19 protein-coding genes, 1 tRNA gene and 1 riboswitch are annotated in these 21306 nt (G+C 71.6%); of the genes, 5 read left to right on the forward strand and 15 right to left on the reverse strand.

Annotated features, from left to right (window positions below; all coding sequences use genetic code 11):
• On the forward strand, positions 1-639 hold a 639-nt coding region (locus G5C65_RS10980; protein WP_165298567.1), incomplete at its 5' end, for a class F sortase.
• A 76-nt stretch (positions 640-715) separates the two neighbouring features.
• Here G5C65_RS10980 and G5C65_RS10985 read toward each other — a convergent pair.
• Together G5C65_RS10985 and G5C65_RS10990 are read right to left on the reverse strand one after the other, a co-directional pair.
• Positions 716-1546 carry a CbtA family protein gene (locus tag G5C65_RS10985; protein ID WP_165298568.1) on the reverse strand — a complete coding sequence of 277 codons (831 nt, stop codon included), beginning with the start codon at positions 1544-1546 and terminating at the stop codon, positions 716-718.
• A 15-nt stretch (positions 1547-1561) separates the two neighbouring features.
• On the reverse strand, positions 1562-1795 hold the full coding sequence (locus tag G5C65_RS10990) for a CbtB domain-containing protein (protein WP_165298569.1): 234 nt from the start codon (positions 1793-1795) through the stop codon (positions 1562-1564).
• Between the two features lie 30 nt (positions 1796-1825).
• Positions 1826-1947: riboswitch (cobalamin riboswitch) on the reverse strand.
• Positions 1948-2270: 323 nt separating this feature from the next.
• Here G5C65_RS10990 and G5C65_RS10995 point away from each other — a divergent pair.
• The gene (locus tag G5C65_RS10995) at positions 2271-3326 is read left to right on the forward strand and encodes a glycoside hydrolase family 6 protein (RefSeq protein WP_165298570.1); all 1056 of its coding nucleotides are present in this window, start codon (positions 2271-2273) and stop codon (positions 3324-3326) included.
• A gap of 131 nt (positions 3327-3457) precedes the next feature.
• Here G5C65_RS10995 and glxA read toward each other — a convergent pair whose 3' ends face one another.
• The 5 genes from glxA to G5C65_RS11020 form a co-directional block, all read right to left on the reverse strand.
• Positions 3458-5482 carry a radical copper oxidase GlxA gene (gene glxA, locus G5C65_RS11000; RefSeq protein ID WP_165298571.1) on the reverse strand — a complete coding sequence of 675 codons (2025 nt, stop codon included), beginning with the start codon at positions 5480-5482 and terminating at the stop codon, positions 3458-3460.
• Positions 5479-7491 (reverse strand): glycosyltransferase family 2 protein, encoded by a 2013-nt coding sequence (locus G5C65_RS11005; protein WP_165298572.1) that lies wholly within the window; start codon positions 7489-7491, stop codon positions 5479-5481. Before G5C65_RS11005 ends, glxA begins: the two co-directional genes overlap by 4 nt.
• A gap of 307 nt (positions 7492-7798) precedes the next feature.
• Positions 7799-8554, reverse strand: a complete 756-nt coding sequence (locus tag G5C65_RS11010; RefSeq protein WP_165298573.1) for an FCD domain-containing protein — start codon at positions 8552-8554, stop codon at positions 7799-7801.
• A 10-nt stretch (positions 8555-8564) separates the two neighbouring features.
• Positions 8565-9683, reverse strand: coding sequence for a winged helix DNA-binding domain-containing protein (locus G5C65_RS11015; protein WP_206441579.1), 1119 nt, complete (start codon positions 9681-9683; stop codon positions 8565-8567).
• 139 nt (positions 9684-9822) lie between these two features.
• Entirely contained in the window at positions 9823-10416 is a 594-nt protein-coding gene (locus G5C65_RS11020; RefSeq protein WP_165298574.1) for a lytic polysaccharide monooxygenase auxiliary activity family 9 protein, read from the reverse strand.
• Positions 10417-10667: 251 nt separating this feature from the next.
• Between G5C65_RS11020 and G5C65_RS11025 the strand changes: the two genes are divergently transcribed.
• A complete protein-coding gene (locus G5C65_RS11025; protein ID WP_165298575.1) occupies positions 10668-11678 on the forward strand; it encodes an ABC-2 transporter permease in 1011 nt (336 codons plus the stop codon).
• Positions 11679-11759: 81 nt separating this feature from the next.
• Positions 11760-13976, forward strand: a complete 2217-nt coding sequence (locus G5C65_RS11030; RefSeq protein WP_165298576.1) for a tetratricopeptide repeat protein — start codon at positions 11760-11762, stop codon at positions 13974-13976.
• A 117-nt stretch (positions 13977-14093) separates the two neighbouring features.
• On the opposite strand, the gene G5C65_RS11035 is transcribed toward G5C65_RS11030, so the two are convergent.
• The 7 genes from G5C65_RS11035 to ehuB all read right to left on the reverse strand — a co-directional run bounded on the left by G5C65_RS11035 (position 14094) and on the right by ehuB (position 20345).
• A complete protein-coding gene (locus G5C65_RS11035; protein ID WP_420903301.1) occupies positions 14094-15881 on the reverse strand; it encodes a hypothetical protein in 1788 nt (595 codons plus the stop codon).
• A 69-nt stretch (positions 15882-15950) separates the two neighbouring features.
• Positions 15951-16024 (reverse strand) — tRNA-Lys (locus G5C65_RS11040).
• Between the two features lie 78 nt (positions 16025-16102).
• Complete coding sequence (locus G5C65_RS11045; RefSeq protein ID WP_338146319.1) at positions 16103-16900, reverse strand: IclR family transcriptional regulator; 798 nt, start codon at positions 16898-16900, stop codon at positions 16103-16105.
• A 281-nt stretch (positions 16901-17181) separates the two neighbouring features.
• A complete protein-coding gene (gene ehuA / locus G5C65_RS11050) occupies positions 17182-18000 on the reverse strand; it encodes an ectoine/hydroxyectoine ABC transporter ATP-binding protein EhuA (RefSeq protein ID WP_165298579.1) in 819 nt (272 codons plus the stop codon).
• A complete protein-coding gene (gene ehuD / locus G5C65_RS11055; RefSeq protein ID WP_165298580.1) occupies positions 17987-18640 on the reverse strand; it encodes an ectoine/hydroxyectoine ABC transporter permease subunit EhuD in 654 nt (217 codons plus the stop codon). Before ehuD ends, ehuA begins: the two co-directional genes overlap by 14 nt.
• Complete coding sequence (gene ehuC / locus G5C65_RS11060) at positions 18640-19413, reverse strand: ectoine/hydroxyectoine ABC transporter permease subunit EhuC (protein ID WP_165298581.1); 774 nt, start codon at positions 19411-19413, stop codon at positions 18640-18642. The genes ehuD and ehuC overlap by 1 nt, the downstream gene beginning before the upstream one ends.
• On the reverse strand, positions 19410-20345 hold the full coding sequence (gene ehuB / locus G5C65_RS11065; protein WP_165298584.1) for an ectoine/hydroxyectoine ABC transporter substrate-binding protein EhuB: 936 nt from the start codon (positions 20343-20345) through the stop codon (positions 19410-19412). Before ehuB ends, ehuC begins: the two co-directional genes overlap by 4 nt.
• A gap of 126 nt (positions 20346-20471) precedes the next feature.
• Here ehuB and G5C65_RS11070 point away from each other — a divergent pair, with 126 nt between their 5' ends.
• Positions 20472-20993, forward strand: a complete 522-nt coding sequence (locus tag G5C65_RS11070; protein WP_165298582.1) for a DUF3830 family protein — start codon at positions 20472-20474, stop codon at positions 20991-20993.
• Positions 20994-21093: 100 nt separating this feature from the next.
• Here the strand turns inward: G5C65_RS11070 and G5C65_RS11075 are convergent.
• Positions 21094-21306: amidase family protein (locus G5C65_RS11075; protein WP_241265712.1), on the reverse strand; the 213-nt coding region annotated here is incomplete at its 5' end.

Raw genomic sequence — 21306 nt, forward strand, 5'->3', positions numbered from 1 at the left:
GGCCGGTGGATCACCGGGGCCGCCTGGGTGGTGCTGCTGCTCGGGCTGTGGCTGTGGGGACGGAACCTGACCGAGGGCGGCGGCCCGCTGCTGGGGGACGTCTCGCGCGCGGGGCGGCTGGCCGCGGGCGGTCCGCAGCTGCCCGCTCCGCACGACCCGCTCGACGGGCGCTCGCGTCCCGAGCGGATCGACATCGACGCGATCGGCGTGCACGCCCGCGTCCTGGGGAGCGGGGTGGAGCGCGGCGGGGGAATCGAGCCCCCGCCGTATGCGCAGGCCGACCGGGTCGGCTGGTACGCGGCGGGCGCGACGCCCGGTGAGGAGGGGCCCGCGCTGTTCGTCGGGCACGTCGACACGGACGAGCGGCGCGCGGTGTTCTACGCGCTCAGCACGGTCAAGCCCGGAACCGAGGTGCGGGTGCGGCGGAAGGACGGCACGGTCGCGGAGTTCACGGTCGAGCGGGCTCGGGTGGTCGGGCGCGAGGAGTTCGACGCGGACCGGGTGTACGGGAAGGAGAAGGACGGGCGGGCCGAGCTGCGGCTCATCACCTGCGGCGGCACGTTCGACCGCGTCCGCCGGGTCTACTCCGCGAACGTCGTGGTCTCGGCGTATCTGACGGGGACCTCCCGGGAGGGGTGACCCGGCGGCCGGGCCGAACCACCGGGCGCCGGGAGCGTGCGCCCCGGCGCCCGGCACGGATCGTGCGCCCGGCCTCCTACACCCGGGCGTCCGGCGCGTCCTGCGCCTGCCCCGCGTCCGGTGCCTTCCGCGTTCCCTGGCCGCCGTCCCGGAGCAGCCCGAAGGCCACGCCCAGGGCGGCCCACAGCACCAGGTGGGCGGCGAGCGACAGCACCCGGAAGTCCCACAGCAGCGTGGCCGGGACCGGCACCGGGTCCGGGTTGTCCGGCAGCAGCCACAGCACCGCCAGGGTGCCCGCCACGGCGCCGGCCGCCGCGAGCTGCCGCGCGGGCGCCCCGGAGCCGTGCCGCCGCATCCGTACGGCGAGCTGCCAGGCCAGCAGCATCCCCAACACCCCGATCACCAGCGCGGCGATCCACAGTCCCTGCCGTTCCGAGACGGTGCCGCCGTCGCCGACGCCCGGAGGGTTGGCGGGATAGCGCAGTCCGGGCAGCAGCGAGAGGGCGAGGAAGCCGGCGCCCGCGAGGGCCATCGAGCGCTCCCAGCGGCGCTCGGTGAACGCGGAGGCGCGGTGCACCAGGGCGTAGGCGAGGGCGAAGAAGACGCCGACGGCCAGGCCGACGACCACCGCCGTCACCACCAGCCCGAAGTGCTGGGTGCCGCGGCTGAACAGCTCCTCGGCCTCGGCGGCGTGGGAGTGCCCGCCGCCGTGGCCGTGCGCGGCGTGTTCCTGGGCCTCCTGGGCCGCGGCCCGCTTCTCCTCCAGCCGGATGGCCCGGTCCATCAGGGGCTCTGCCAGCAGCAGCGAGAAGAGCCCGGAGACGAGTCCCGCCAGCCCGCCTGCGGCGAGGCCGCGGGCGAGCGAGGGCAGGAGTGGGTAGGGAGGTGTCTCGGTTGAGACGGTCATGCGTACGGTTCCCCCTCAGTGGCAGGGTGCGCCGAAGAGGTGGCGTCCGTCGTGTGAGAACTCGTGCAGATAGCCGCCGGTCGCGGAGACGAGCTGACCGTTGTCGACGAAGACGGCGTAGAGGGCGATCAGCGCGAGGATTGCCGCGCCGAGGGCGATGAGGGCGTCGCGGGTGCGGATCGTCGCGGCCGACGCGGCAGCGGGCGTCGGCGTACCGGTTGCCGTGGCAGAGGGGGTCTGCGGGGACATCAGAGGCTCCTCCTGGGGTTTCCACGCCCCGTTGGCGGAGAAGCGACGGGTCAGTTCCTGACTCCCGTACGCACGTGGTGCGCACGGTCACAGTGGCGGGACCGTCCCGGAGTTGCACCGGGTTCCTGCGCACCGTCGCCTCGTTATGACGATATGACGGTCGGAGCGTCCCAGCCTTGCATGTGCACTGTCAATAAGAGGCCGGTCACGGTGCGTACGGCGCTCCGGTGCGCAAGATGGAGTGCAGGCGCGAAGAGTGTTGCGAAGAGGCGGATGGGGGGCGTGTGTTCAATCCGTACACGCTCCCGCTGTACGGCGGTCGGCCCGGTCTCCTGCGGGGTGGAGCGGAGCGGAACACCCCGTAACAGGTGGTCCACGGCTTTCCCGGTCGCGAACGCCATATGACACGATGGGTTGGCGATGTGGCCCGAGGTGTCCGGAAAGAGGGCCGGATGGTGCAGCCAGGGGGGAACGGATGTACGGCAGGTACGACGGGCGCGGGCGAGGTGCTGCCCGCCCATGGCTGGTCGCGGGCGCCGCGGCGACAGGGGCGATGCTGACGCTCGCCGGCTGCTCGTCCTCGGGCGGCGGAGACGACTCCGACGACAAGGCCCCGGGCGCCACGAAGCAGCGCCCCAAGGCCGAGTCCCCGTACTGGGTGAACCCGCGGGGCAAGGCCGCCAAGCAGGTGCGTACCTACGAGAGCCGGGGCAAGTCGGGCGACGCCAAGCTGATCAAGAAGATCGCCGGGCAGCCGCTGGCCGAGTGGATCCGCCCGGAGGACCCGCGCGCGGAGACCGAGCGGGTGACGAAGGCGGCGGCCAAGGCCGACCGCAGCGCGCTCCTGGTGCTCTACAACATCCCGCACCGCGACTGCGGGCAGTACAGCAAGGGCGGCGCCAAGGACGCCGGGGAGTACCGCGACTGGCTGGGCAAGATCGTCAAGGGGATCGGCGACCGGTCCGCGACGGTGATCGTCGAGCCCGACTCCCTCCCGCATCTGCTGGCCGAGGGCTGCACCCCGAAGCAGTTCCACGACGAGCGCTACGAGCTGCTGAACGAGGCGGTCACCAAGCTCAAGGAACTGCCCGGCACCAAGGTCTATCTGGACGCGGGCAACCCGGACTGGGTGCGTGACCCGGGCGGCCTGGTCGAGCCGCTGAACCGCTCGGGCATCGCCAAGGCGGACGGCTTCGCACTGAACGTCTCGAACTTCCAGACGACGAAGTCGAACATCGCCTACGGCAAGAAGCTGTCTCCGATGATCGGCAACAAGCCGTTCGTGATCGACACCAGCCGGAACGGCAACGGGCCGGTGGAGGGCGCGCACGCCGACGAGGAGGCGTGGTGCAACCCCTCCGGGCGGGCCCTGGGCGAGGCGCCGACCACCAGAACCGGCGAGAAGCTGGTGGACGCCTATCTGTGGGTCAAGCGGCCCGGTGAGTCGGACGGCGAGTGCAAGGGCGGGCCCAAGGCCGGCGAGTGGTGGGCCACGTACGCGCTGGGTCTGGCCCGCAACAGCGGCCGCTGATCCCCTCGTCGGGCCGTGCTGGGCAGGGGCTGCCCCTGCCGGTGCCTTGCAGGCTGCGGCGCCGCCGTGGTCGCGCGCGCAGTTCCCCGCGCCCCTGACGGGAGCGCGGGGAACTTTGTGCGCAACGCTCCCTAGTGCTGTCCGGCTGTCGGGTCGCCGTTGGTGAGCGTGGTGTGCTTGGCCTCGGGGTCGACCTTGACCTTGACCCAGCGGGCCTTGGACGGGATGCCGTCCTTGTCCACGGCGAAGACCATCCACCAGCCCGGCTGCACCAGGGACGGATCCGTCGGCAGGGCCGTCGTGATCCTGCCGCCCGCGGACTTCTTCATCTTCAGCGCCACGGAGGACTGCTCCAGGTTCGTGACGTGGGTGAAGGAGCCGGGCCGCACCAGCCGCAGCTTCTCGATCCTCGACGCGTCCTTGCTCTTGAAGGACACCTTGTCGCCGACGTCGAGCGTCTTGCGGCTCTTGCCGACGTCCTTGAGGTCCGGCTGGTCCTTGCCCTTGTTGAGGTAGGGCGGGGTGTAGATCTCGATGCGCTGCTCGAAGTTGCCCGGCTTGGTGTTGGCCTTGTCGGCGTAGAGCGAGTCGGAGCCGAAGGTCATCACCCGGCCGTCGGGCAGCAGCAGCCCGCCGGAGTGGTAGTTGCGGCCGACGAGCGGGGCCGCCGCCTCCTGGTACGCGTTCTTCTCCGGGTCGTAGAGCGCGGCCTTGAGGACGTTGCTGTCGCTCTTGCCGCGGTAGCCGCCCGAGCCGTTGGTGGTCAGCACCGTGTCGTTCGGCAGGATCACGCTGCTCGGGTAGCGGACCTTCTCGTAGAGCTTCGGCCCGTCCTGGAACCTCGGCTGGTCCTCCTTGAGGTCCACGATGCGGGTCTTGTCGCTGTTCTTCTCGGACTCGCCGACACCGCCGCCGCCCTGGACCATGAACTTCCGGGACTGGGTGGGAGGCAGCGGGACCGACATCGAGGTCTCCAGGATGTCCGGGTCGCCCATGCCCGGGATCTTGGTGAACTTGTTGGTCTCGATGTTCCAGATGCCCGGGACGCGGCCCTTGGTGGCGGGCCCGTACCCGGCGGTGGTGCCGCTGTAGAAGACCTTGTTCTCGCCGACGAGATGCAGGCCCGGGTACGTCGGGAAGAAGCGGGTCTTCGGGAGGTACTTCCACTTCTTGGTGTCCGGGTTGAAGATCTCGTTCTTGCCCGGCACCACCTGGCCGATGTCGTCCAGCCCGGAGACCGACAGCACCCGCCCGTCCTGCAGCGTGACCTGCGACGGGTACCAGCGGGCCTCGTGCATCGGGTCGACGGTGATGTAGCGCTCGGCGACCGGGTCGAACTCGTAGGCGTCCTTGATGCCCTGGAAGTCCTTCTTGTCGAAGGACATCTTCTGCGCGATGCCGTAGATGTTGCGCTTCTCGGCGCCCTTCAGACCGCTCACCCGGTACTGGTCCTGGGAGCCGGTCTGGTAGCTCTTGCCCTGCTTCTCCGCCTCGGAGTAGACCCGGGCGAGGCTGGCGGTGACCTTGACCTTGCCGGTGTCCGGGTCCGCCTTCTTCTTGGCGCGCGGAACGATGACGGTGTTCTGCGCGACGAAGGTCTTGCCGTTCTTCCTGCCGGTGAAGCGGGTGCCCTTCTTGATGGTCTTGGCCCGGTCCGGGTTCTCGTTGTAGAGGAACATCAGGCCGCCGGCCTTCTTCACATCGCCCTTGAGCGTCTCGTAGCGCTGGGTGCCGCCCGCGACCAGGAGCTTTCCGTCGGGCAGCTGGTTGTGCCCGGCGCAGAAGAGGTCGGTGGGCGTGGGGACGTTCTTGAAGGAGTTCTTGACCGGGTCCCACAGGACCGTGCGGAAGCTCTTGGCCTTGAAGTTCTTGGCGTTGTTCCCGGAGCCCGCGACCAGCAGCACCTTGCCGGTGTTGAGCAGGGCCGCGTGAATGGTGTTGATCTTGTAGTCGTCGGGTACGTCGACGACCTGCCAGTGGCCCTTGTCGGCCTTGTAGCCCGGCTGGTTGATCTTGTAGTTGTGGTACTTGTCCGAGGCGAAACCGTACAGCGCCGGCCCGTTGAAGCCCGCGATGGCGAGCACGACAGCGGTGCCGATGGTGATGCGCTGCGCCCGGCGGCTGGGCCGGAAGCGGCGGTTCGGCCGGTTGTTCATTGGTTGCGTCCCCCAAGGGCGATCTGCAGGGTCTCGTCAGGAGCGGCGGTCCAGCCGGGCTGCCGCCCTCCCGCCGCGGGCTCCCCGTGCGGGGCGTCGCCGCCCGTTCCGCCGGCCGGGGGTTCCTGACCGGGACCCTGGTGGTTCCGTTGCTGACGGCGCTTCTTCTCCCCGCGTACGGTGAAGCGCCAGCCGATGATCGGCGCCGCCGTGATGAGCAGCGCGAGCCCGGCCCAGGTGAGCATCGCCGGATGGTCGTGGCCCAGATAGAGCGAGCCGACGAACGATCCGCCGAAGATCATGATGAAGAAGAGATGGACGCGGAAGGTGCCGAAGAGGGTGTCCGGGCTGGCGGAGTCGCCCTTCGGGGTGACCACGAACTTGCTCTTGCGCCGCAGCACCGTGTCGAACAGCGAGCGGGCGTAGATCGGTGCGGACAGCGCGGACATCAGCATGCCGGCCAGACCGCCGGAGCCCTCGGGCTCGTGCGGGGAGACGTTGTGCCGCCGGTTCCAGATGTACAGGCCGATCTGGAGCGCGGAGGCGTTGCCGTACAGCGCCATCCAGATGGTGGGGTCGATCTGGACGCCGGAGGCTCCCATGCCCAGGAAGAGCGCACAGGAGAGTGCGGCCAGGATCCAGTTCAGGGCCGATATCGGATAGAAGATCATCAACATGGTGTAGTTGAAGAGCTTCCCGAGCGGCATGGAGCCGTAGCCGCGCCAGTACTGCTTGAGAATGGTCTCGTAGGTGCCGCGGGACCAGCGCAGCTGCTGGGTGAAGAAGTCCGTCCAGGCGTTCGGGCCCTCGCCGACCGCGAGGACGTCCGGGGTGTAGACCGAGCGCCACTTCCGGCCGGTCTCCGGATTCCGCGCGCGGTGCATCTCGAAACCGGTGGCCATGTCCTCGGTGATGGAGTCGTACAGCCCGCCGATCGCCTTGATGGCCTTGATGCGCACGGCGTTGCTGGTGCCGACGAACATCGGCGCGTCATAGCGGTTGCCGGCGCGCTGGATGAGGGCGTGGAAGAGGAACTGCTGGGACTCGGCGGCCTTGGTGACGAAGTTGTCGTAGTTGCCGTACACCTGCGGGCCGATGACGAAGCCGACGTCGGGGTCGCGGAAGTAGCCCAGCATGCGCTCAAGGTAGTTGGGGAGCGGCACATGGTCCGTGTCGACACCGGCAAAGAAGTCGTAATCATCCCCATGGGCGTCGAGCCAGGCGTTGTAGTTGCCGTGCTTGGTCTTGGCCCGGAAGGCGCCCTTGGCGGTGTTCCACTTCTCGACGCCCTTGCGGGAGAAGTGGTGCACGCCCAGCCGCCGGCAGACGGCCCGCACCTCGGGGTCGTCGCCCTCGTCCAGCAGCCAGACGTGCAGGGTGCCCCGGTGCCGGATCTTCACGGCCGCCTCCAGGGTCTTGGTGACCATCTCGATCGGCTCCTTGCCGGGCACGAACGAGGTGAGGAAGGCGACCCGGGTGCCCGCCTCGGGCACCACGGGGACCGGGTCCCGCGCGACGAGCGTGGCGTGCGCGTTGGAGACGACGTTCATCGTGCGGAACAGCTCGATCAGGCCGATCGACACGAGCATCACGATGTCGAGCTTGAGGACCAGGTCCGAGACCTCGCCCGCGTCGCGCTCGGTCCAGTGCTGGGGCTGCATCAGCCACACCAGCAGGCCGGCGGAGAGTATGGGGGCCAGGCAGAGCAGGATGCCCGCGCGTATCCGGTGCGGTTCGTCGGCCAGCAGGCTGCGGTACCGCACACGGTACGGGCGGCCCGGGTCGGGCTCGGTGAGCGGGCCCGCCAGGCGGCTGTAGTGCTCGTAGTCGTACCGGGGGAGGGCCTTGCGGGTCCACCGCGAAGCGGTGTCCCGGTCCCGCTGCCGCCGGTTCGGCCGGACCGGCCGCCGGCCGCGCGGGATGCGCAACTGCGCCGTCTGCGTCGGGTCCTGCTCCGGCTGCTGCGGTTGCTGCGGCTGCCAGGGACCCGTCGGCGGCGTCGACGTCATCTGTCCATCCCCCCGAACGCAGCGTGCCGCTGCGTGTCCTTGTGCTGACCCGCGTCCTCGGCCCCATTGACTCGGGCGCGGCATGCTCTACCGCCGCGTGCTGAGACAGCGGTCGGTCACCTTCCGGTTCCATGATGAGGGTCACGGTTTCCGCACACGGTGCAGCCCCGGTGAAAGGGCTTGCACATGTGCCGTGGTACGGCTCGTGATACGGCTCTCACCTGGGTGTCTTCGGCATATTCACGGACCGATGACCCCCGTCAGGGTCTCCGACTCCCGGCATGATCGCAAGGGTGAAAGTGACTGTTTAGCACTTTTGTGGCGGTATCGTGGATTCCGCTGTGATGGAGGAGTTATCGAATCCGCCGGCGTGCGCGGAGCGGAGCCGGGCGCGAATGTTGCCGAAGTGTGCGCGGACCGCCCGCTCGGCGCGCAGGGCGTCGCCCGCGCGCACGGCGGCCAGGATCTCCGCGTGCTGCCGCCAGGTCACCAGCGGGTCCTGACGGGGCTCGGCGAGATCCGTACGGACCCGGTGGAAGGCGTCCCAGAACGCGTCCAGTACCTCGCTGAGCAGCGAGTTCCCCAGTCCGCCGTAGAGCGCGGCGTGAAAGGCGCGGTCGGTCTGCGCCCGTACGCCCCCGGCCTCCGCCTCCTCGCGCATCCGGGCCACCAGCGCCTCCAGCGCGTCCAGCGCCGCCGGACGCGCGCCGACCTGAGCGACCACCCGGGCGATCAGCCCCGTCTCCACCGCCTCCCGCAGCTCCAGCAGCTGCCGCAGGCTGTCCTCGCCCCGGTAGTGCCCGGCGACGGTGCGGAAGGAGAGGCCCTCCGTCATCGGCGCCATGGACATCGCGCCCACATAGGTGCCGAACCCGTGCCGGATCTCCACGATGCCCATCGCCTGGAGCGCCTGGAGCGCCTCCCGCACCGAGTTGCGGCTCGCGCCGAGCAGCTCCATCAGCTCCGGCTCGGTGGGCAGCGCGGCGCCGGACGGCAGCCGCCGCTCGATGATCAGCCGCTTGATCCGCTCCTGGAGCTCCCGTGACCGGCCGCCGCCGCGCACCGCGCCTCCCTCACCCTCGGTGCGCCGGGTCGTCGAAGCCGACCGTGTGCGCGCCCGGACCGCCGGCCGCGAACGCCAGCAGCCGCGCGCCCTCCTGAGCCAGCGCGGCGCGCTCGTCGTCGGACAGCGGCCCGAGGGGGGTGACGGTGAGCGCCGCCGCCTTCCGCGAGGTGTCCGCCTTCCAGGTGCCGCGCACCCGGCCGTCCAGCAGCACGGTGCCGGGCACCTGGCCGTTCTTCCGGGCGAGGGCCGCGCGCGCGGACTCGTCCATCAGCCGGCTCCGGTCGGCGTGCGCGAGCACGAGGTTGTCGTACTCGGCGACGAACCGCGCCGGGAGCGGGAGGTCCTCCTCGGGCCGGGGCGCGTCGGGCAGGTCGAACAGCTCGGTGCCCTGCTCGTCCCGGAACACCCGCAGCTGCGGGCGGAGCCGCTCCAGCACCTCGGACAGCCGGGTCAGCCCCGACCAGGTCTGCGCGTCGAGTACGGACGCCGGGCCGAAGGCGCCCAGATAGCGCAGCACGGCGCTCTCCACGCACGGCTCCACGGCCAGCGGGCGGCCCAGCCAGGTCTCCGCCAGCGCGTACACCGGGCCTCCGGAGCGCCCCCACAGCCCGCGCGGCGGCACCTGGACGAGCGGGAGCAGATGACGGGCCGTCATCCCCAGGGCGCGCGGCTCGATCCCCGGCCACCGCTCGGCCAGCGCGGACTCCAGCTCCCGCACGCCGAGCGGCTCCCCCTTGAGCAGCGCGCGGGCGGCCCCGGCGACCTCGTGCGGGTCGGTGCCGCCGAGGGCCTTGCCGTGCGAGCTGGCGCGCAGGGTGCGCTCGTGGACGACCTGCGTCAGGGGGCGCAGCTGGACGGCGTCCCGGTCGCTGACCAGGTGCACGGTCCCCCGCATCACCCCCATCCGGACCACCCGGCGGTCGAGCAGCAGCTGGGAGAGCTCCTCGGGGTCGAAGCCGGCGAGGCGGGTCCACAGGCCGAAGTACGGCGGCTTCGGGGCCTGCGCCTGGAGGCCGACCAGGTGCTCGACGGCTTGCAGGGCCGTCATGTCGGCGCGGGCGGCGAGCAGCTGGCGGGCGAGGAGGGCGCGGCCGAGCGCCCGGTGTGAGAGGGGTGCGGGCAGCATGGGGCGAGTCTCGCCCATGAGCGGGCGCCGTGCCATGCCGCCCGCTCCGGCCCGCTCCGGCCCGTTCCGGCCCGCTCCCGCACGCGGGGAGGCCCCTGCCCGTGTGTGGGCGGGCAGGGGCCGGTCCCCGGGCGGCGGGTCAGAACGTGACGTCGGCGCAGGAGTAGAACGCGTTTGCCGTGTCGTCGATGGTCCAGACGCCGAGGATCAGGTGCCGCCCCTGCTTGCCCTCCGGCAGCGTGCCCTGGGCCGTCCACTGGGCAGGCGGCTGCTGCCCGTTCATCGGCACGGTGAGGAACGGCTCGGGCTCCAGGTCGGCCCGGGTGAGCGGCTTGCTCGGGTCCCAGCCGTCCTTGGTGATGTAGTACGAGAAGTCGGTGGTCGCGTGACGCGCGGTCAGCGTCCACTGGAAGGTGAAGTCCTGGCCCGCCTTCACGTCGGTGGTGGGCCAGTTCCCGTCGCGCGGGTCGTCGAGCTGGTGGAAGCCCTCGTTGCCGCCGGCGCAGATCTTGCCGTCCGCCGGCCCCTGCTCGGGGAAGCCCTTCGGGCCCTCGACGCTCTGCGGCTCCCACTGGATGGGCCCGCAGCCGGTGACCTGGCCGTTCGCGCAGTACGCCTGCCGGCTCATCGGGTCCTGGCTGTAGCCGTGGCCCTGTGCCGGGCCGCCGGTGAACAGCAGGGCCGCCGCGCCCGCGGCAAGGCAGGTGGCGGCGGCGGTGATCTTTTTACGCATGCTCGCTCCAGGGATCGTGGGGGCGACCGTGGGGGGTCGGAGTGCGCACTGCGGTACAGAGAAGTGGGGGGTGGCGTGAGCCACCTGAGGTCTAGACCAGACGCGAATCTAGTGGCGTCTTCCTCGCCATGTCCAGACCAATGCCGGGGAAACATGCGACGGTCTGCCGCGCCGCTCCGCTCATCGCTCGCTGTCCGGGATGAACTTCGCAATACGGTATGCATGGGGAAAACACCTACAAGGGAACTTCCATGCGCTACTCCACCCCCGAGGCCGGGCTGCGCGGCTCGCTCACCCCCGGAGTCCTGCTTCTGACGGTCGGCGTGCTCCTCGTCCAACTGGGCTTCCTGCTCTCCTACATCGGCGCGTTCCACCACCCCGAACCCCAGCGCGTCCCGCTCGCCGTGGTGGCGCCCCAGCAGGCCGCCGAGCGGATCGACGCGCTGCCCGGCCGCCCGGTCGAGGTCACCGCCGTCCGGGACGAGGCCGCCGCGCGCGCCCGCATCATGGACCGGGACGCGCAGGGGGCGTACGTGATGAACCCGCGCGGCGAGCGGGACACGCTGCTGGTCGCGTCCGGGGCGGGCGGCGCGGTCACCGAGGCGCTGGAGCGGATCGGCCGGGACGTCGCCGCCGACCAGGGACGCCGGCTGCGGGTGGAGGACATCGCGCCGTCCGGCGAGCAGGACCACAACAGCCTGACGGCGTTCTACCTGGTCGTCGGCTGGCTCGTCGGCGGCTATCTGGTGGCCTCGCTGCTCGGCGTCGTCGCCGGCACCCGGCCCGCCCGTCCGGGGCTCGCGGCGCTGCGGCTCGGCGGCGCGGCGGTCTACTCGGTGCTCGCCGGCCTGGGCGCCGCGATCATCGTCGGGCCCGTGCTGCACGCGCTGGACGGGCACTTCGTCGCGCTGTGGTGGATCGGCGCGCTGACCGTCTTCGGGACGGCGGCGGTGACGATGGCGCTGGAGGCGTTCTTCGGGATCGTCGGCATCGGCATCGCCGTCGTCATCTTCGTGGTGCTCGGCAACCCCAGCGCGGGCGGCGCCTTCCAGAAGCATCTGATCCCGCCCTTCTGGCGTGCCATCGGCGACTGGCTCCCGGCGGGCGCGGGCACCTCCGCCGTCCGCAACACCGTCTACTTCGCGGGCAACGCACTGGCCTCCCCGATGGTGGTGCTGGCCGGGTGGGCGGTGGCCGGCGTCGTGCTGCTGCTCCTCGGCTCGGCCCGGCGCCGGGAGTCGGACCTGGCGCTGCCGATCTGACGCGCCGCGTGCGGCAACGTGCGCACAGGCCCTAACGTGACCCCGTGTCCGTAGGCGGCGGGAGCGGCGGGAGGGGCGGCGATGCTGGAGCTGGTGTCCGCGGCGGCGGTCGGCGCGGCCGTACAGGCGGTGTGCGAAGGCACGGTGGGCCAGGCGAGCGCGCGGGCCACGGAGAGCCTGAGCACCCTGGCGCGGCGGCTGCTCGGCCGCGAGGTGCGCGCGCCCGGCGGCAGGGCCGAGCGGGAGGCGCTCGCCGCGGAACTGCTCCGGGTCGCTGAGCAGAGCCCGGCACGCCGCCGCGAGCTGGCCTTATGGATGCGTACGGCACCCGGCAGGGCCGCCCCGGCGGGGACCGCCGTCCCCCGGATGCTGCCCGTCACCAACCGGCACTTCCGTGATCGCAGGACCGAGTTCGGCGTGCTGACCCGCGAGGCCCGGCGCCGGGGCTTCGGACCCCGGGCCGTACTGCTGTACGGCCGCGCGGGGTACGGCGCCAGCGCCGTGCCCGTCCACTGGGCCGCGGACCGGGGCGCGCGGCGCCGCTTCCCCGACGGGCAGCTCTACGCCGACTTCCGCCGCGGCTCCTTCGCCACCGCGCCGACCCCGGGGCAGGTCCTGGGGACGTTCCTGGAGGAGCTCGGTGTGCCCGAGGGGGAGGTTCCGGTCACCGAGGAGGACCGCGCCGACCTCTACCGCGCCCTCGTCGCGGAGCGGAAGCTGCTGGTGGTCCTCGACCATGTGCCCTCGGCAGCGGCGGCCCGGCCCTTTCTGACCCCCGCGCCCGGCGTGTTCACCGTCCTGGTCAGCCGAACCCGGCAGCCCGGCCTCCACGTGCGCGCCCTGGACGTGGGGCCGCTCGGCGAGGCGGACGCGGTCGGGCTGCTCACCGACCTCGTCGGCCGACGGCGGCTGCCGCTGGAGGGCCCGGCCCGTGCGGCGCTGCTCAGCCAGTGCGCCGGCTCGCCCTTCGCGCTGCACGCCGCGGGCGCCCGGCTGGCGGACCGCGCGGACGGTTCACCGGACGGTTCACCGGGGGAGCCGCTCTCCGACGGCCCTGGCTCCGGTGATCCCGCCTCCACCGGCCCGGACGCCGACGGTACGGGGCGCGCCGTCGCCGCGTCCGGCTACCGGCTGCTCACCGCCCGCGAGGCCCGGTTGTGGCGCGCGCTCGCCGTATGGCCCTGGCCGCACCTCACCCCGGCGTCGGCCGCCTCCGCCGTGGCGGGGGTGGCGGACGAGGCCGAGGCCCGTGCGCTGCTCGACCGGCTCGCCGGCCTCTTCCTGCTCGACCACGTCGGCGGCGACCGCTACGCCTTCAGGGCCGGCCCGCGCCGGTACGCCGAGGAGGCCGCCGTCCGGGAGGACGGCATCGCGGGCTGCACCAGGGCCGTGACCCGGATGGTGGACCGGTATCTGGACCTCGCGGCCGAGGCGGCCCACCGCGTGCTGCCGCAGCGCTGGACCCTCGGCCCCTGCCTCAAGCGGCACGCGGGGCGGCAGGTCGGCTCCGACGAGAGCGCGGCGGCCCTCGACCTGCTGCGCCGCGAGGCCCCCAACCTCGTCGAGGCCGTACGCGCCGCCGAGGAGTACCGCGACCACGACACCGTGGTGCAGCTCTGCGAGGCCCTGTGGGTGCTGCTGCTGAAGACCGCCGGGCTCGGCGAACTGCTGCTGCCCGCGCTGCGCGCCGGAGCACGGGCGGCCGACAGCCACCGCCTCGACCCCCGGCTCGCCGGGCGGATGCACACCCAGCTCGGCTATGCGCTGCTCTTCCTCCGCCGCGGCGAGGAGGCGGAGGACGCGCTTCGCGCGGCGGTACGGGCCGAGCGTGCGAGCGGCCACCGGCGCGGCCACGCCACGGCGCTGGAGGCGCTCGGCGTGCTGCGGCTGAACCAGTGGCGGTACCCGGAGGCGGGTCCCTTCTTCGAGGAGGCGGAGGCGGTCCTGGACGCCATCGGGCCGGAGGAGGACGGCGTGCGGGACGTGCCGCGCGCCCGTGCCATCCTCGTCTACCACCGTGCCCGGGTGGCCCGGGGCCGGGGGCGGCACGCGGAGGCGCTGGAGGGGTTCGCGGACGCCCGTGAGCGGTTCCGGACCCTGCCCGAGCCCGACGCGTTCAACGAGGCGAAGGCGCTCACCGGTACCGCGGGTGTCCATCTGGACGCCGGCGGGGTCCCGGCGGCCGTCGCCGTGCTGGACGAGGCGCTCGGCGCCCTGGAGCGAGGGGGCGGCTCCGAGGTGGTGCGCCGTGACATCGCCGAGTACCGCGACCGCTGCGCGGAGGGCGGCGCGGATTAGGGTGCCCGGCGGAGCTTGCCGGGTCGGGACTGCCTCTGTCCGTGCCCTGCGGACTGCGGCGCCGCTGTGGTTGCGCGCGCAGTTCCCCGCGCCCCCGACGGGGCACATGGTGCGCCCTCACTCCTCGGTGACGTGTACGCGGTGGACGGATGCACCTGTCCGCACCGTCAGACCACCCCGCAGCTCCGCGAGCGTCTTGCCCTCGGACAGCCACGCGTGCAGCGCCGACGCGTAGACGGCGGGGTCGCAGGGGTCGGGCCAGCCGTCCGGCCCCGGCGCGGCGCGCAGCCGGACCAGGGGCCCGGAGCGCGGCCGTACGACGCAGCGGTCGGGGCCGGTGACGGACGCGGCGAGCGCGCAGGACGGATACCGGGCCAGCATCTGCGCCGTCCACACCGCGGGCGGGCCGAGCCGCGGGTCGTCGGGGTCCGCGCGGCGCAGCAGGACGTCGGCCCACGTACGGGCCTCGGGCTCCCAGCCGTCCTCGGCGACGGCGGTGTGCGCGGCGTCGGCGGCGTCCGGCCCCTGGCCCGGCCCGCCCTCCGGCTCGTACGCCGGGTCCGCGTACCGGACCACGGACACCTCCGGCGGCGCCCCGCCCAGCAGCCGGGTCAGCACGCGCAGCGGGACGGTGCGGCGCGGCGGCGCGTACGGGGGCAGCGGGAGCGGTGCCAGCCGCGCCGGAGCCGCCGGCTCCTCCAGCCCGAGCAGCCGGTACGCCGTACGCCGCAGCAGGGCCGCCGCCTGTCCGGGGGCCGAGCTGGTCCGCTCGCGGGCCCGCGCCGCGCGGGCCGGATCGTGGCAGGACACCGCCCGGTCGAGCTGGCGGCGCAGCGGTTCGTACGGCCGCAGCCGGGGCGCGGCGCGGACGAACTCGGCGACGGGCGAGGCGGGGTCCAGCCCGTCGAGCGGGGCCGCCGCGAGCAGGGTCGGGGTGCCCAGCGCAGCGGCGTAGTAGGTGACGCTGCCGTGGTCGCCCAGGACGACGTCGGCGGCGAGCAGGGCCTGCCGCCACTCCTGGAGCGGGTCGGCGAGGGCCAGGCCCGCGCGCCGGGCGCGGGCGAGCCAGGCGTGGATCTGGCCGGGGCCGTGGCCGTGCCAGATGTTCGGGTGCAGCACGGCCGCGACCCGGTACTCGTCGGCGGGCAGCTCCGTGGCCAGCCGGGGCAGCAGCGCGGGCAGCGTGTCGTCGCCCGCGTCGCCGAACAGGGAGTGCGGGTTCCAGGTCGAGGTGAGCAGCACGAGGCGCTGGCCCGGCGCGACGCCGAGCGCCCGGCGGAAGCGGTCCCGCTCAGGGCCGGCCGCGAGCAGCCGGTCGAAGCAGGGGTCACCGGCGAGCACGGCGGTCGGCGCGGCCTGCGGGCAGACGGCGCGCAGCCGGTCGAGCTGCTCGGGGTGCGAGAGCACGGTGGCGTCGGCGACCGGACGCCCCTCGTGGAGCAGCCACTCGGGGGCCAGCCCGAAGGTGGGCACGGGCACAGGGCGCCCGGTGTCCGGTGTCCGGTGTCCGGTGTCCGGTGTGGCCAGCTTTTTATTATAGCCAATGCCGTGGGACAGCACAGCCAGTTTCCCCCGTAGCCGCTCCAGTTGGCCGCCGTAGCTGGCCGCGAGGGCGAGGTCCACCGGGGTCGCGAGCGCCTGCCGCCACGGCAGCACCGGCAGCCCCGCCTCCGCGAGCAGCTCGGGCACCCCGGACTGGAAGGGGGAGGAGCCGGTGCAGGTGGCCAGCAGCTGGACGCGCGGGTCGTCGTGGAAGAGCGGCAGGACGTCGAGCAGCCGGGTGGCGGCGGTCACGTTGTGTACGACGGCGAGCACCCGGCGGCACCGGCTCCGGGTGGTCCACCGTCCGGCGTCCTCCCCGACGGGCACGCGTATCCAGTCCGCCCCGCTCTCCCCGGTCACCACCCGAGCACCATAGAACACCCGGACACGCCGAAGGCCCCCGCTCAGGGAGGAGCGGGGGCCTTCGCGCGGTACGCCGCCAGGGACTCGAACCCCGGACCCACTGATTAAGAGTCAGTTGCTCTAACCAACTGAGCTAGCGGCGCCCGTCGCCGTTTCCGGCCGACGACGGAAATACTACCCCGTCGGCGGGGGTGCTGTTGACCACCGTGCCGGTCACGGCGCTAGATCCCGATGGACAGCGAGAGCATCACCGGGGCGGCCTTCCTGCTCAGCTCCTCGGCCGCCCGGCGCAGCCGGTGCGCCTGCTCGACGGGGAGCGAGAGCGCCAGGCAGCTCACCGACGAGCCCGCTGTCACGGGGACGGCCGCGCAGACGGTGCCCACCGCGTACTCCTGGAGGTCGAGGGTGGGCACGGTGGGCGGCTGGCGGTCCAGCGTGTTCAGCAGCAGCCGTTCGTCGGTGATCGTGCGCGAGGTGAGCCGGGCCGTCCGGTGCCGGGAGAGGTGGTCCCTGCGGGCGTCGTGGTCGAGCTGGCTGAGCAGACACTTGCCGATGGCAGTGGCGTGCACGGCCGAGCGGAAGTCCACCCACTGGTTCACCGCGGGCGCCTCGGGACTCTCCGCGTACTGGGGGATGTCCAGCTCGCCGTCCCGGTACCGGCTGAAGTAGACGGCCGCGCCGACGGTGTCCCGCAGCTCCGTGAGGGTGCGCTGGAGCTGGTCGCGCAGGGCCTGGGCGCGGTCGACGCCGGAGCCCAGCAGGATCAGCGACTCTCCGACGACATAGCTGCCGTCGGAGAGCCGTTCGATATATCGCTCGCGGCGCAGCATCGTCAGCATATGGGCGAGATGGCCGCTGGGCAGGCCCGTCTCGTCGGCGATCGTCTCCTCGGTGACGCCGTCCCGGCAGCGGGCGACGGCTTCGAGCACGCGCAGGGCGTACTGCACCGAGTGAAACGGCGCGGTGGGCTCCCGCCCGGGTTCCGGGGAGTGGCCCCCGGGAGGTTGGAGTAGCGCCACGGTTTCCCCCTGGAGGTTGTGACCGTTTGCGCCGGAACCGCTCCGGGCGGTCACGGCGTACGTATCACGATAGCCGCCGAGAGCACACGGGAATGGCACAGTCGCTGCTATCGGCATATGACAGGAGCGCAACACGGCGCGGAACCGCCGGGAAGCGTGTCCGGCGGGCCCGGCGAGCGGGCTCCGCCGGACACGGCCCTCACGGCCGGCAGGCCCTCACAGCACCGCGCCCAGGCTGTGTCTCCCGGGGGGCGACCCCCGTACCCCCGGCCGGCAGGCCCTCACAGCACCGCGCCCAGGAACTCTCTTGTGCGCTCGTGCTCGGGGTCCGAGAAGATCTTCTCCGGGGCCCCGGACTCGATCACCCGGCCGGCGTCGAACATCAGCACGTCGTCCGAGATGTCCCGTGCGAAGTTCATCTCGTGGGTGACGCACAGCATGGTGATGTCCGTGGTGTGCGCGATGTCCCGCAGCACGTCCAGCACCCCGGCCACCAGCTCGGGGTCGAGGGCCGAGGTGACCTCGTCCAGCAGCAGCACCTGCGGGCGCATCGCCAGGGCGCGGGCGATGGCGACCCGCTGCTGCTGTCCGCCGGAGAGCTGGCTGGGGTACTTGTCGATGTGCTCGGTCAGGCCGACCAGCTCCAGCAGCTCGCGGGCGCGCTGCTCGGCCTCCTCCTTGGACAGCCCCAGCACATGGACCGGCGCCTCGGTGAGGTTCCGCAGCACCTTCATATTGGGGAAGAGGTTGAACTGCTGGAAGACCATCCCGATGTTCTTGCGGACCTCGCGGATGTGCTTCTCGCCCGCCGGGACCAGCTTGCCGCCCTTCTCCTCGTGGGTGAGGTAGTGGCCGCCGACCTTGATGGTGCCCTCCTCCGGCTTCATCAGGGTCATCAGCAGCCGCAGGATCGTGGTCTTGCCGGAGCCCGAGGGGCCGATGAGGGTGACGTGCTTGCCGGACGACACGTCGAAGCAGAGGTTGTCGAGGACGACCTTGCTGCCGAACCGCTTGGTGACGTTGTCGAACTTGATCAGCTCGCTGCCGTCGACGGCGGGGTTGGTGTGCTCACTGTTCTCGTTGTGCTCACTGCTGGACAAGACGACGCTCCAGGAATCGCATCAGGACGGACGCCGGGTAGGCGATGAGGATGAAGGCGACGCCGACCACGGTGATCGGTTCGACGAACTGGAAGGTCTCCGCGCCCTGCTGGCGGGCGCGCTGCAGCATCTCCAGTACGCCGATCACGGCCAGCATCGGCGTGTCCTTCAGCATCGAGATGACGTAGTTGCCGAGTGCCGGGATGACGCGGCGGATGGCCTGCGGCAGGATCACCGCGAACCAGGTGCGGCCGCGCGGCAGGTTCAGCGCGGTGGCCGCCTCCCACTGGCCGACGGGCACGCCGTCGATGCCCGCGCGGTAGACCTGCGCGGTGTACGTCGAGTAGTGCAGTCCGATCGCCAGGACACCGGTGGTGAGGGTGGAGAACTGCACATCCCACTCGGGCAGCACGAAAAAGAAGAAGAACAGCTGGATCAGCAGCGGCGTGTTCCGGATGAACTCGTTGATCAGCGCCACCGGCCAGGTGATGAACCGGGTCCTGGCGCGCAGCGCCATGGCCCAGACCAGGCCCAGGCCGAAGGAGATCAGGCTGCCGAGCGCCAGCACCTGCAGTGTCGTCAGCACCCCGTCCCAGAACTCGGGCATGAAGTCGTCGACGGCGGACCAGTCCCACTCCATCAGGCGTCACCTCCGGCGCTGCGCGCGCGGGTCCCGGCGTGCTGCGGGTCCACCGCCTTCCCGTCGACCTTCTTCAGCATCTGGAGCACTCCCGCGCCCGGCTTCCGCGCCGCCGGCTTCTCCATCGGCCGCCCGATGCCCGCCTTGGCCTTGCGCTCCAGCGCACGCATACCGCGCGAGATGACGAAGGCCAGGACGAAGTAGATGAGCAGCGTGTACGTATAGATCTCGGCGCTCTCCTGGAGGGCCAGGCGCACCAGGTTGGCGGCGAAGGCGGTGTCGCCCACGCCCATGATGGAGACCAGCGCGGTCCCCTTGAGCAGTTCGATCGACAGGTTGTTGAACGGCGGGATCATCTCCGGCCACGCCTGTGGGATCAGGATCTTCCGCAGCTGCTGCCCCCGGGTGAAGCTGAGCGCGACCCCCGCCTCGCGCTGCGCCGGGGCGACGGCCTGCAGGGCGCCGCGTACGACCTCCGCGCCGTAGGCGCCGTAGGTGAGCCCGAGCGCGAGCACGGCCGCCCACATCGGCACCAGCTGATAGCTGAACATCAGCGGCAGCACGAAGAAGATCCAGAACATGAAGACGAGCGCCGAGGTGCCACGGAACACCTCGATGTAACAGCCCGCGAGGAAGCGCACGATCCACAGCCGGTGGGTGCGCAGGATGCCGAACGCGAAGGCCACGGCCAGCGCGAGCGCGGAGCTGAAGACGGTGAGCTGGACGGTGATCCAGATCCCCTTCAGGACGAGTTCCCAGAGTCCGGAGGTCATCGGCAGACCCACCTCCCCTGCTTGTCCCTGCCGCCGAGCTCCTTGGCGGTCCAGTCGGTCATCTCGTTCTCGGTGAAGCCGAAGGGGCGCATGATGCGCAGGAGCTCGCCGCTCTTCTTCATCTTGTGCAGCTCGCGGTTGAACAGGTCGCGCAGCTCGGTGTCCTCCTTGCGGAACGCGAAGGCTCCGGCGTCCCGCACCTTCTCGCCGTCGACCACCGCCTGGAAGGTGTCGGTGACCTCGGCCTTCGTGCTCTTCTTGACGACCTCGCGGGTGGTCAGCGCGGTCCCGGCGAAGGCGTCGACCCGGCCCGCCTCCACCGCGTTCAGACCGGCCACCTGGTCCGGATAGATGGCGATCTTCGACTTCGGATAGCCGGCCGCGATCGCGTAGTCGATCTCCGCGTACGCCGGGCCGCTGGCGAGCTTGGCCCCTTTCTTCACAAGATCCTCGTAGTTGTGCAGCCCTTTCGGGTTGCCCTTGGCCACGATGAACGCGTCCTGCATCCGGTACTCCGGGTCGGCGAAGATGACCTGGGCGCACCGGGCGGCGTTGATATACATGCCTGCTGACACGCAGTCGAACTGCTGGGTATTGAGTCCCGGGATCAGGGATCCGAACTCCGTTGCAACCGGCTGAACGTTGTCCACGCCCAGCCGTTTGAAGATGACCTTGGCCACCTCCGGCGCTTCGCCCGTGAATTCACCGTCCTTGTCGATGTAGCCGAACGGGACCTCACCTGCGATACCCAGGCGGACCGTGTCCTGCGCCTTGAGACGTGCGAGCAGGTTGCTTTCCGGTACCTTGCTGCAGCCGGTCATTCCGAGCGCGCCGACCGCGCCCAGCGCCGCTCCCGAGGCGAGCAGCGACCTGCGCCGAATCCCTCTTCCGCTTCCGCGACTTCCCGTCGCGTTCCTTTGTGGTGGAGCCATGGGCGCGCGACTACCCAGCTTCGGCGAAGTTATGCGGATCACTTTCATGCCGTTATGGGGTCGTGCGGAGGCTGACCTTTGCGTCACTATTGACGGGCAAATGACCAACCAGTGTGCGGAGGCACGATGGCTGAGCGCTTCATTGAAGTGTCGCTGGACAAGAGGGGCGTGAGCTGCACGGCAAAGCTCCTCGACGACCGGGCGCCGATCACCTGTGCGGCGGTGTGGGACGCGCTGCCCCTGGGCGGCGACGTGTACCACGCCAAGTACGCGCGCAATGAGATCTATGCCCTCATCCCGCCGTTCGCCCCCGAGGAGCCACCGCTGGAGAACCCCACCATCACGCCCATTCCCGGTGACCTCTGCTATTTCACCTTCTCCGACACACAGTTGAACACGGCCTCGTACGGCTACGAGGCGGCAGCCGAGCAGCGGGGCGGCAAAGCCGCACATGTGAATCGCAACACCGTCGTTGATCTGGCCCTCTTCTACGAGCGGAACAATCTCCTCATCAACGGCGATGCCGGATGGGTGCCCGGCATTGTCTGGGGCACCATCGTGGAAGGGTTGGACCGGATGGCGGACGCGTGTCAGGACCTCTGGCGCGCCGGCGCCCTCGGAGAAACCCTGAACTTCCGCCGGGCATAGGATTCCGGGGCATACGGCTGCGAAAAGGGCGGGGCCGGTTTCCCACCGGCCCCGCTCCTTTTCCCCGCGCTTTTACATGTAGTACGCCGGTATCGGCGGCTCAGCCGGCCGGAGGCACCATCCCGCTCGCGACCCCCGCCTCGAACAGCGCGTGCGAAGCGGCGAGCACCAGCCCGTCGGCGTGCCGGGCGCCGACCAGCTGCACACCGGCCGGCAGCCCCCGGCCGTCCGTCCCGCACGGCACCGAGGCGGCGGGCTGCTGCGTCATGTTGAACGGGTAGGAGAACGGCGTCCACTCCGTCCACCGCCGCAT

The organism is Streptomyces boncukensis, assembly GCF_011045075.1.
GTDB lineage: Bacteria > Actinomycetota > Actinomycetes > Streptomycetales > Streptomycetaceae > Streptomyces > Streptomyces boncukensis.